Source organism: Kribbella sp. NPDC020701 (genome assembly GCF_055562215.1).
The window spans coordinates 12,104-21,233 of the sequence record NZ_JBVHFT010000012.1; the positions used below are offsets into that span (position 1 = coordinate 12,104).

The window sequence follows — 9,130 nt, forward strand, 5'->3', positions numbered from 1 at the left end:
TGCGTCTGAGGTCAGACTAGCGAGGTACTAGGGCTGCACGTTGAAGGAGCGGAGTGACGCGAGGCCGTCGGCGTACCAGTGGATCTCGGTCAGGGTTGCCGGGCGCAACTCCATCCGGAACAGCGAGCTCATCGGGGCCTGCAGCACCGACCGGACCATCAGCTTGATCGGCGTGACATGGGTGACCACGACGACGGTCTTGCCGGGGTACTTGGCGAGGATTCCGTCCCGGGCCGACCGGGCCCGCCGGGCGCAGGTGTCGAACGACTCGCCTCCGGGCGGCGCGACCGCGGTCGAGTCCAGCCACGCGTTCATCGCGTCCGGCCACTTCTGCTGGATCTCGGCGAACGTGTGCCCGTCCCAGTCGCCGAACGCGACCTCTCGCCAGTTGTCGTCGACGACCGCGTCGAGCCCGAGCTTCGCCGCGACGACCTCGGCCGTCTCCCGAGTCCGTCGCATCGGCGACGTCACCAGCGCATCGACGCCACCGATCCGGGACAGGTACTCGGCGGCTGCCTGCGCCTGAGCCCGGCCGGTGTCACTCAACCCGGGGTTGTCACCACCAGAGCCCGAGAACCGCTTCTCGGCGGTGTGCGGCGTCTCGCCGTGCCGCAGGAAGATCAGCTGGGTCGGCGGCTCGGCCTGTGCACCCCAACCCTGCAACGCCCTCTGCAGATCCGTCGGCTCCTTGGCCACCGTCGGCGCGGGTCCGGCCGGCTCCGGCGTGAGCGGAATGTCCACACCGTCGAGCGCCATGTTCGCCAGCGCGTCGGCGGCCGCGTTCTGAGCGCGCGGCACCCAGGTCCACTCGGTCCCGAACGGCGCCAGGCCTTGCGCCTTGATCGCCAGCGGCTGAAGGTCCGGATGCTTGATCCGCCAGCGGCCGGCCATCTGCTCGACGACCAGCTTGGAGTCCATCCGGACCTCGATCGAGGCGTCCGGCGCGTACTCCGCAGCCAGTTGCAGACCCGCGATCAGACCGGAGTACTCGGCGACGTTGTTGGTCGCGATCCCGAGCGTCTTCCCGTCCTGCGCAATCACTTCACCGGTCGCCGCGTCGCGCACCAGAGCGCCGTACGCCGCCGGTCCCGGGTTCCCGCGCGAACCACCATCGGCCTCCACGATCACATGGGAAGGACCGCTCATCCACGTCCTCGCTTCGCTCCGGGCGCGGATGAGACACGATGCGCGCTGTGCTTGATGATGAGCTCGCTACGCTCGCTCATACCGCGCTCTCCGACGTTCGCACGAGGATCCGTCCGCACTCTTCACAGCGCAGTACGGCGTCCGGCGCGGCGGCCTTGATCACGTTCAGGTCGGACGGCGCGAGCTCCATCCGGCAGCCCATGCAACGCTTGCCGACCAGTGGCGCGGCACCGATCCCGCCGTTGTGCTCCCGCAGCCGCTGGTACTGAGCGATCAGGGCGTCCGGCAGCTCGGCGGCGACCGTGGCTCGCTTGTCACCCAGCTCAGCACGCTGCTCGTCCAACTCCTTCAGCGCGGCGTCCCGGGTGGTCTCCAGCTCGGACTGCTGGCCCGCGAACGCCTCGGCGCGGGTGCGCAGATCCGCCTGGACAACCTCGGCCGCCTCGAGCTTCTCCATCACCTCGAGCTCGGCGTCCTCCAGGTCGGAGATCCGGCGCTCCAGCGACCCGATCTCGTGCTGCAGGTTCTCCAGATCCTTCGGCGAGGTGATCTGGCCGGAGTCGATGCGCTGCTGGTTCCGTGCCTTCCGCTGACGGACCTGATCGACATCGGAGTCGGCCTTCTTCTGCTCCCGCTGCAGGTCGCTGACCTCGGTGTCCGCGGTGACCAGGTCGCGATCGACGACGGCCTTCTCCGCGACCAGGGCGGTCAGGGCCTGGTGCTCGGGCAGTGATTTGCGCTTGTGCGCGACCTGATCCAGCTGCAGGTCGAGATCCTGCAGGTCCAGCAACCGGCGTTGGACGGCGGGCTCGGCGTTCAGAGTCGGCTCCTTAGATCGTTCAGTTGTCAGGTGCGCTCAGAACCGCAGGGTCCATGCGTCCGTGCAGAGCGTCGAGATGTGAGTGTCCACGGTACTGCCTCGGGCTGCCAAGCCTTCGACCAGGAGTCGCTCCGCGTCCCGCAACCACGGCCATTCGCTGGCCCAGTGTGCGACGTCGACCAGCGCGGGATCGTCGTACGCGCGGGCCTCGGTCGCCGGGTGATGCCGCAGGTCGGCCGTGAGATAGGCGTCGACCCCGGCGGCCCGGACGCGCTCGAACTCCGAGTCGCCCGCTCCCCCGACCACGGCGACGGTCTCGATCATCCGCTCCGGATCCCCGGACACACGGACGCCGTGCTCCGTACGCGGAAGCCTGTCGGTGACCAGTCGGGCGAACTCCTTCAGCGGCAGGGCTTCCGCGAGTACGCCGACCCGGCCGCCACCGCGCTGACTCCACAGCTCGTCCGTCGGGTCGGACGGCATCGGCTTGAGCGGACGGGTGTCCCGCAGGCCGATCGCGGCGGCGAGCGCGTCGCTCACGCCAGGGTGCGCGTTGTCGGCGTTGGTGTGGCAGACGTGCAGCGCGGTGCTGCTCCGGATCAGGTCGTGAATGACCCGACCCTTCGGCGTCGTCGCGGCCACGCTGCTGACCCCGCGCAGCAACAGGGGGTGATGGGTGACGAGGAGATCGAAGTCACCCTCGATCGCCTCGTCCACCACGGCTCGCATCGGATCCACGGCGAACAGGATCCGTCGTACCTCTTGTTCCGGATCGCCGGTGACCAGCCCGACCGCGTCCCAGGACTCCGCCCAGGCGGGGTTGTAGAGCCGGTCGAGGACAGCGATCACATCAGCGAGGATGGGGGTCACGACCCCCATCCTGCCGCATCAGATCAGCCAGGCAGTCGTGTCACTCGGGAGCTTGTCGCCCTCCAGCGGACCGCTCGACAGCACGACCGCGGCGTCGGGCAGTTCGACCGGTGCGGCGCCGAAGTTCGTGATGGACTGCCACCCGCCGGGACGGGTGAAGTGCAGGACCCAGTCGGTGCCGTCGACCCAGGTCAGCGAGTTGCTGGCCTGGAGTCCGCGGCGAACGGCGAGAGCCTTGCGGTACAGGCTGAGCGTCGACTCCACGTCGCCCTCCTGCGCCTCGACGGAGTACGCGCCGAACCACTTCGGCTGGACCAGGTGCGACCCGCCCGAGCCGAAGCCGAACGACAGCCCGCCGACCGTCCACGGGATCGGCACCCGGCACCCGTCGCGGCCCTTCTCCGCACCCTTGGAGCGGAAGTACGCCGGGTCCTGCAGGTTCGCCGCCGGCAGTTCGCCGACCTCCTGCAGACCGAGCTCCTCACCCTGGTACAGGTACGCCGATCCCGGCAGCGCGAGCATCAGCAGCACCGCGGCCCGGGCCCGGCGCAGTCCGAGCGCGACGTCGTTCGTCGGGTCGGTTCCGTCGCTCAGCAGCCAGTCCTTGCCGTCCTGCCAGCCGCCCTTCGGGTTCTTCGGCAGGCCGTACCGGGTCGCGTGCCGGACCACGTCGTGGTTGGAGAACACCCAGGTCGACGACGAGCCGTTCTGCTCGGCCTGCGCGAGGTTCTCCTCGATCACCTTGCGGAACTTCTCGTACTCCCAGTCGGCCTGCAGCAGGTCGAAGTTGAACGCCTGCCCGAGCCCGTCGGCACGCGCGTACCGGGCCCGCCGGGCCGCCGGTACGAACGCCTCCGCGACCGCGGACCGGGGCGGGTCGTACTCGTTCAGCACCATCCGCCAGTCCCGGTAGATCTCGTGCACGCCGTCCTGGTCCCACAACGGGTGCTTGCCGTTCGACTCCGACTGCCGGGGCAGCGTCGCCTTCGCCGGGAACGGCTCGGACAGGTCCTTCACCAGGGCGTGCGCGACGTCGACGCGGAACCCGTCGACCCCGCGGTCGGACCAGAACCGCAGCGTCTGGACGAAGTCCGCCCGGACGTCCGGGTGCGCCCAGTTCAGGTCGGGCTGCTCGGCCGCGAACATGTGCAGGTACCACTGGCCGTCGTCGGTGCGTGCCCAGGCCGATCCGCCGAACACCGAGTCCCAGTCCGACGGCGGCTGGTCGCCCTCGCCGTCACGGAAGATGTACCGCTCCCGGGCCGGCTCGCCCTTCGCGGCGGCGAGCGCCTCGGTGAACCACTCGTGCCGGTCGGAGGTGTGGTTCGGGACGATGTCGACGATCAGCTTGATGTGCTCCGCGTGCAGTGCCTCGACCAGCCGGTCGAAGTCGTCCAGGGTGCCGAGCCGCGGGTCCACGTTGCGGTAGTCGTCGACGTCGTACCCGCCGTCGGCCAAGGCGGACGGGTAGAACGGGCTCAGCCAGACAGCGTCGATGCCCAGCGCCACCAGGTACGGGACTCGGCTGATGATGCCCGGCAGGTCACCGACGCCGTCGCCGTTGGAGTCGGCGAAGCTGCGCGGGTAGATCTGGTAGACGACTGCCTGCCGCCACCAGTCGGGGTCGGTCGTCTGCGGACTGGTCACGATGCCTCACTCGGATGTCAGTCTTGCCCGGATGTTTATATAGGCTCTAAATTTAGAATCTGCAGTATTCTGCGCACGGAACCACGACGAGGTCAAGAGGGCTTTTTTCATGGCGAAACCACCAGCCACGCCGCCGACGGCGACGCCGCCGATGCTGCGCCGGGTGAACGCGGGGAAGTTACTCGGCGTGCTGATCCGGACCGGGGTGATGACCGGCACCGGCCTGATCGAGGCGACCGGGATGACCCGCGCTACCGTGCACGCCGTCTGCAACGACCTGATCTCGATGGGCTGGGTGATCGAGCACGACCCCGGCCGCGACGACGTCTCGGTGGGCCGGCCATCACGGCGGTTCGAGTTCAACAGCCGGGCCGGCTTCGTGCTCGGCATCGACCTCGGCGCCGCCAAGACCACGGTCCTGCTCACCGACCTGCGCGGCGCGACGATCGCCAAGGCCGGGCGCTCGGTGGCGGACGTCACGCCGGCGCAGCGGACCGAGCTCGTGCACGAGACGGTGGTCGAGGCACTCGCGTCCGCCGGCGTCACCGACGGCGAGGTGCTCGCGGCCGGGGTCGGCGTCGCGGCGCCGGTCGACCGGGACGGAAACATCCTGGTCGACGACGAGTTCTGGCGGCGGTTCGACGCCGGGCTGGCGAACCGGCTGACCGAGCTGCACGGCTGGCCGGTCCTTCTCGAGAACGACGCCAACCTGGCCGCGCTCGGCGAGCATTGGCGCGGTGTCGGGCGGGAGGTCGACGATCTCGTCGTACTGCTGGCCGGCGAGCGGTTCGGATCCGGCCTGATGGACTCAGGCCGGCTGCTGCACGGCAGTCGCGGTGGTGCGGGCGAGATGGTTTTCCTCAAGCTCGTCGAGGGCGTCGGCGACACCCACGGTATCGCCCGCATCGCCCGCGAGCGCGGCGCCGAAGCGGTCGCCGACCCGACCGTCGAGACCACGCTGCGCAAGCTGGCCGACGACGATCCGGTCACGGCCGAGCTGGTGTTCATTGCCGCGGCCGACGGCGATGAGGTCGCCCTAGGGATCCTTCAGGACGTGGCCGGACGGACCGCCCGGGTGGTGGCAACGCTCGGCATCCTGTTCAACCCCGAGCTGGTCGTCCTCGGCGGCGCCGTGGCCGAGGCGGCCGCGGCGCTGCTCCCCGACCTCGAGCGGCAGCTGGCCGGCTTCACCAGTACGCCGCCGCGCGTCGCCGTCTCGTCCCTCGGCGACGCGATCGTCTCGGTCGGAGCGGTCCGGCACGCCCTCAACTACGTCGAGCAGCGCGCCCTGGACCTACACCTCAGCTGCCGGCCCGAGTAAGCGCCTTCGCAACCGCCTCCAGCACGATCACGTTGCGGCCGGAGGTGGTCGCCGAGCAGATTCCGGCCGGGACGATGGCCCGATCCTCGGGGATGCCTGTGCACAGCACGAAGACGTCGTCACCGCGGCCCTGCACCAAGTGAGCCAGTGCGTCGCGCATCCACGGCGTACGCACGGCGTCCTGGACGGCGATGACCAACGGCCGGCCCTCGGCTGCCTCGGCTGCTGCCGAGATCGCGTCGCCGGCCGGGGAATCGGCCTCGGACAGGTGATGCACGCCGCGCAGCACCACGCCGTCCGATGCGGGCGCGACGCGGGCGAAGACCTCCGGAAGCCCGCTGAAATAAGGGTTCCAGGCCGGGTGCAGCCCCTGGGCCAGATCGATCACGTACGGCGCCGCACCGAAAGCGGGGAACGTCTGGCCGGCCACGACGCGGGCGGCGACCTCGCGGATCGGCGCACCGTCCAGACCGGGCTGCCAGGTGCGCTGGGCGAGCGTGGCGGCGAGCGCGCGGACCCGGGCCGCGGCGTCCGCGACCCGGTCGGCGGCGAGCGTACCGTTGCCGACGGCATCGACCACGCGGGCGGTCAGCGTCCGCGGGTCGGCGGATCCGACCGCGATCATGGCCAGATCCGCGCCGGCCTTGATCGACGCGACCGCGGCGTCCTCGATCGAGCGGGTCTTGGTGATCGCCTGCATCTCGAGGGCGTCCGTGGTGATCACGCCGGTGAAGCCGAGCTCCGCACGCAGCAGGCCGGTCAGCACCCGGTGTGAGAGGGTCGCCGGCTGGTCGTCGTACGCCGAGAAGACGATGTGGGCGCTCATCACGACATCGGCACCGGCCGCGATCGTGGCCCGGAACGGGGCGAGCTCGACGGCCTGGACCTCCTCGATCGAGCGGTCGACCCGGGGCAGGCCGATGTGCGAGTCGACAGCGACGTCGCCATGGCCCGGGAAGTGCTTGGGACAGGCCGCGATGCCGGCCTCGTGCACGCCCTCGACGAACGCGACGCCATGCCGGGAGACCACGTCCGCGGTCGTGCCGAACGAGCGGGTCGAGATGACCGGGTTGGCCGGGTTGCTGTTCACGTCGACCGACGGCGCGAGCATCAGGTCGATCCCGAGCGACGCCAGGGTGGCGGCGGCGTCCCGGGCGGAGGCCCGGGTCAGGTCGACGTCGTCGAGATCGCCGAGTACGCGCGGCGACGCGAGCGGCCACCGGTTCGCCGGGGCGAGGTGGCTGAACTCACCGCCCTCGTGGTCGATCGCGATGATCAGGTCGGGTCGCTCGGCCCGCAGCGACGCCGTCAGGGCGGCGACCTGGTCGGCGTCGGCAACGTTGCGGGTGAACAGGATCACCCCACCGAGCCCGCCGGCGACGGCGCGGCGCAGCTCATCGGGGGCGGTCGTCCCGGGCAGACCGACGATCAGGGCGCCGGCGGCATCACGATCCAGTTCATCACTCATTGGCCTACCCTCTCGTGCCCGCGAATCGGGCGCCACCCCGGGCCGGACCGTCACGGACAGCTAATAATTAGCCGTCTCTGAAGGCCTTCAGTGCGATCGTTGTCAGGACCTGCCATGGCACATAATTGCCTTGTTCCTGCGGGTTCGCCAGGGATTCCTTCAATTGACCCCTGTCTGTCCGGGCCGACTACGGATAACGTTGTCTCTCGACCTTGACCGCCCTGACGGGGGGACGATGAGCGACGAAGCAGCGATGGCGCAGGGAACCGTACTCGGGATCGACATCGGCGGCACGAAAATGGCCGCCGCTCTGGTGTCCGCGGACGGCACCATCCGCACCGGTGACCGGATACCAACCCCGGACGGTGACGCGGATGCGGTGTTCGCTGCGCTCGCGGAGTTGATCGAACGGGTCCGGGGCGACGCCTCGCCGCTCGCGGTCGGGATCGGATCGGCCGGACCGCTGGACCAGCAGCACGGGCTGGTCTCGCCGGTGAACATCACCGGCTGGCGGAACTTCCCCCTGGTCGATCGGGTACGCGCGGTGGCCGGCGACGTACCCGTGACGCTCGGAGTGGACGGGCACTGCTTCGCGCTGGGTGAGTTCTGGACCGGCGCCGGGCGGGATGTCGACACGCTGCTCGGCATCGTGGTGTCGACCGGGGTCGGCGGCGGACTGGTCGTCGACGGCAAGCCGCTGATCGGGCAGTCCGGGAACGCCGCGCACATCGGTCACGTGGTGATCGACCAGGACGGCGAGGCGTGCGCGTGCGGGTCGTTCGGGTGCGTCGAGGCGTACGCGAGCGGGCCGCGGATGGTTGCCCGGGCCAAGCGTCGCGGCTGGCGTACGGACGAGGACGTGGATGCGGAGGTCCTGGCGGCGGACGCGGCGGCCGGCGACGAGTTGGCGGTGGCGACCTTCGACGACGGCGCGCAGGCGCTTGCCGCCGGCATCGTCGCAACGGCGGTCACGGTCGACCTGACTACGGTCGTCATCGGCGGCGGGGTGGCGAAGGCGGGTGCGGTTCTGTTCGACCCTGTGCAGGCGTGGGTGAAACGCCTGGCCCAGCTCCCTTTCGTCACCGACCTCACTGTTGAGCCCGCCCAGCTGGACAACGCCGGCCTCCTCGGCGCCGCCCACCAAGCCTGGTCCGTCCTGGCCTGACCCGCTGCCCCGTCCCGTCACCGCCCATGTGCTGGGGGTGGCGGGCATTTCAGCGTCGGCACACAGAATTCGCGCGCGCAAAAGCTTCTCGCGCGCACCTTTGCGCAATTTTTACCGAATCCCCGAAACCGTGTAACGACGGCCCCGTTCCACGCGATGCAACGGATGGATGGGGTGGGGGCACGTCATCCAGGGTCGGTCAAGGGGGGCCTGGACCGGCTGGAAATGGTTGATCGAGGGGGGCCTTGGATCAGCCGAACGCGTGAGCGGCGGGCGAGGAAACTCTCCCGCCGCCCTCGCGAAACCCACAGCAGTGAGGCATCCAGTCAGCCAGCGTTGTCCTGGGCAACGCTCGACCAGAGAGACACAGTCCGGATGGACGTCGCGGTTCTCCTGCTGTTCGCTCTCTTCTTCACCGCACTGGTCGTTACCACGACATCGCGGTACGACGTTCTGCGCGGCTCGATCCGGCGCCCGCGAGCGGTCGTGGCCCTGGCCGGTGGGAACGACGCACTGTCCGGTGGGAACGGAAGCGGTTCGGCCGGCGTCGGATCATCGGCCGGTGGTGCCGGATCCACGGCCGGATCCGCACTTGCGGTCTACTCCTTGCTCGTCTGCCTGATCAGTGCCTCATCACTGTTCCGCCGGCGAATGCGGAGTGCGATCGATCCTCAGGAGGGATGAGGATCGTCG

The 9,130-nt window shown here is 69.8% G+C and carries 8 protein-coding genes; 3 read left to right on the plus strand and 5 right to left on the minus strand.

Annotated elements, in window-relative coordinates:
• Nucleotides 1–27: 27 nt before the first annotated feature.
• The 4 genes from ACZ3HV_RS26970 to ACZ3HV_RS26985 all read right to left on the minus strand — a co-directional run bounded on the left by ACZ3HV_RS26970 (nt 28) and on the right by ACZ3HV_RS26985 (nt 4,483).
• Nucleotides 28–1,146 carry a bifunctional RNase H/acid phosphatase gene (locus tag ACZ3HV_RS26970; RefSeq protein ID WP_465687898.1) on the minus strand — a complete coding sequence of 373 codons (1,119 nt, stop codon included), beginning with the start codon at nt 1,144–1,146 and terminating at the stop codon, nt 28–30.
• A gap of 76 nt (nt 1,147–1,222) precedes the next feature.
• Complete coding sequence (locus tag ACZ3HV_RS26975) at nt 1,223–1,936, minus strand: zinc ribbon domain-containing protein (RefSeq protein ID WP_360369186.1); 714 nt, start codon at nt 1,934–1,936, stop codon at nt 1,223–1,225.
• A 66-nt stretch (nt 1,937–2,002) separates the two neighbouring features.
• Nucleotides 2,003–2,836, minus strand: coding sequence for a Nif3-like dinuclear metal center hexameric protein (locus tag ACZ3HV_RS26980; protein ID WP_465687900.1), 834 nt, complete (start codon nt 2,834–2,836; stop codon nt 2,003–2,005).
• Between the two features lie 18 nt (nt 2,837–2,854).
• Nucleotides 2,855–4,483 (minus strand): glycoside hydrolase family 13 protein, encoded by a 1,629-nt coding sequence (locus ACZ3HV_RS26985; RefSeq protein WP_465687902.1) that lies wholly within the window; start codon nt 4,481–4,483, stop codon nt 2,855–2,857.
• A 109-nt stretch (nt 4,484–4,592) separates the two neighbouring features.
• Here ACZ3HV_RS26985 and ACZ3HV_RS26990 point away from each other — a divergent pair, with 109 nt between their 5' ends.
• A complete protein-coding gene (locus ACZ3HV_RS26990; protein ID WP_465687904.1) occupies nt 4,593–5,804 on the plus strand; it encodes an ROK family protein in 1,212 nt (403 codons plus the stop codon).
• Here the strand turns inward: ACZ3HV_RS26990 and nagZ are convergent.
• Nucleotides 5,785–7,272, minus strand: coding sequence for a beta-N-acetylhexosaminidase (gene nagZ, locus ACZ3HV_RS26995; protein ID WP_465687906.1), 1,488 nt, complete (start codon nt 7,270–7,272; stop codon nt 5,785–5,787). The genes ACZ3HV_RS26990 and nagZ overlap by 20 nt on opposite strands.
• 235 nt (nt 7,273–7,507) lie before the next feature.
• Between nagZ and ACZ3HV_RS27000 the strand changes: the two genes are divergently transcribed.
• Both ACZ3HV_RS27000 and ACZ3HV_RS27005 read left to right on the plus strand, forming a co-directional pair.
• Nucleotides 7,508–8,437: an ROK family protein gene (locus ACZ3HV_RS27000; RefSeq protein WP_465687908.1), complete on the plus strand. Its 930-nt coding sequence runs from the start codon at nt 7,508–7,510 to the stop codon at nt 8,435–8,437.
• Nucleotides 8,438–8,812: 375 nt separating this feature from the next.
• Nucleotides 8,813–9,121 (plus strand): hypothetical protein, encoded by a 309-nt coding sequence (locus tag ACZ3HV_RS27005; protein WP_465687910.1) that lies wholly within the window; start codon nt 8,813–8,815, stop codon nt 9,119–9,121.
• Nucleotides 9,122–9,130 lie beyond the last annotated feature (9 nt).

Bases quoted from the DNA above. Each gene is read 5' to 3' on its own strand.
- ACZ3HV_RS26970 (WP_465687898.1), bottom strand. From the start codon at position 1,146: ATGAGCGGTCCTTCCCATGTGATCGTGGAGGCCGATGGTGGTTCGCGC.
- ACZ3HV_RS26990 (WP_465687904.1), top strand. From the start codon at position 4,593: ATGGCGAAACCACCAGCCACGCCGCCGACGGCGACGCCGCCGATGCTG.
- nagZ (WP_465687906.1), bottom strand. From the start codon at position 7,272: ATGAGTGATGAACTGGATCGTGATGCCGCCGGCGCCCTGATCGTCGGT.
- ACZ3HV_RS27000 (WP_465687908.1), top strand. From the start codon at position 7,508: ATGAGCGACGAAGCAGCGATGGCGCAGGGAACCGTACTCGGGATCGAC.
- ACZ3HV_RS27005 (WP_465687910.1), top strand. From the start codon at position 8,813: ATGGACGTCGCGGTTCTCCTGCTGTTCGCTCTCTTCTTCACCGCACTG.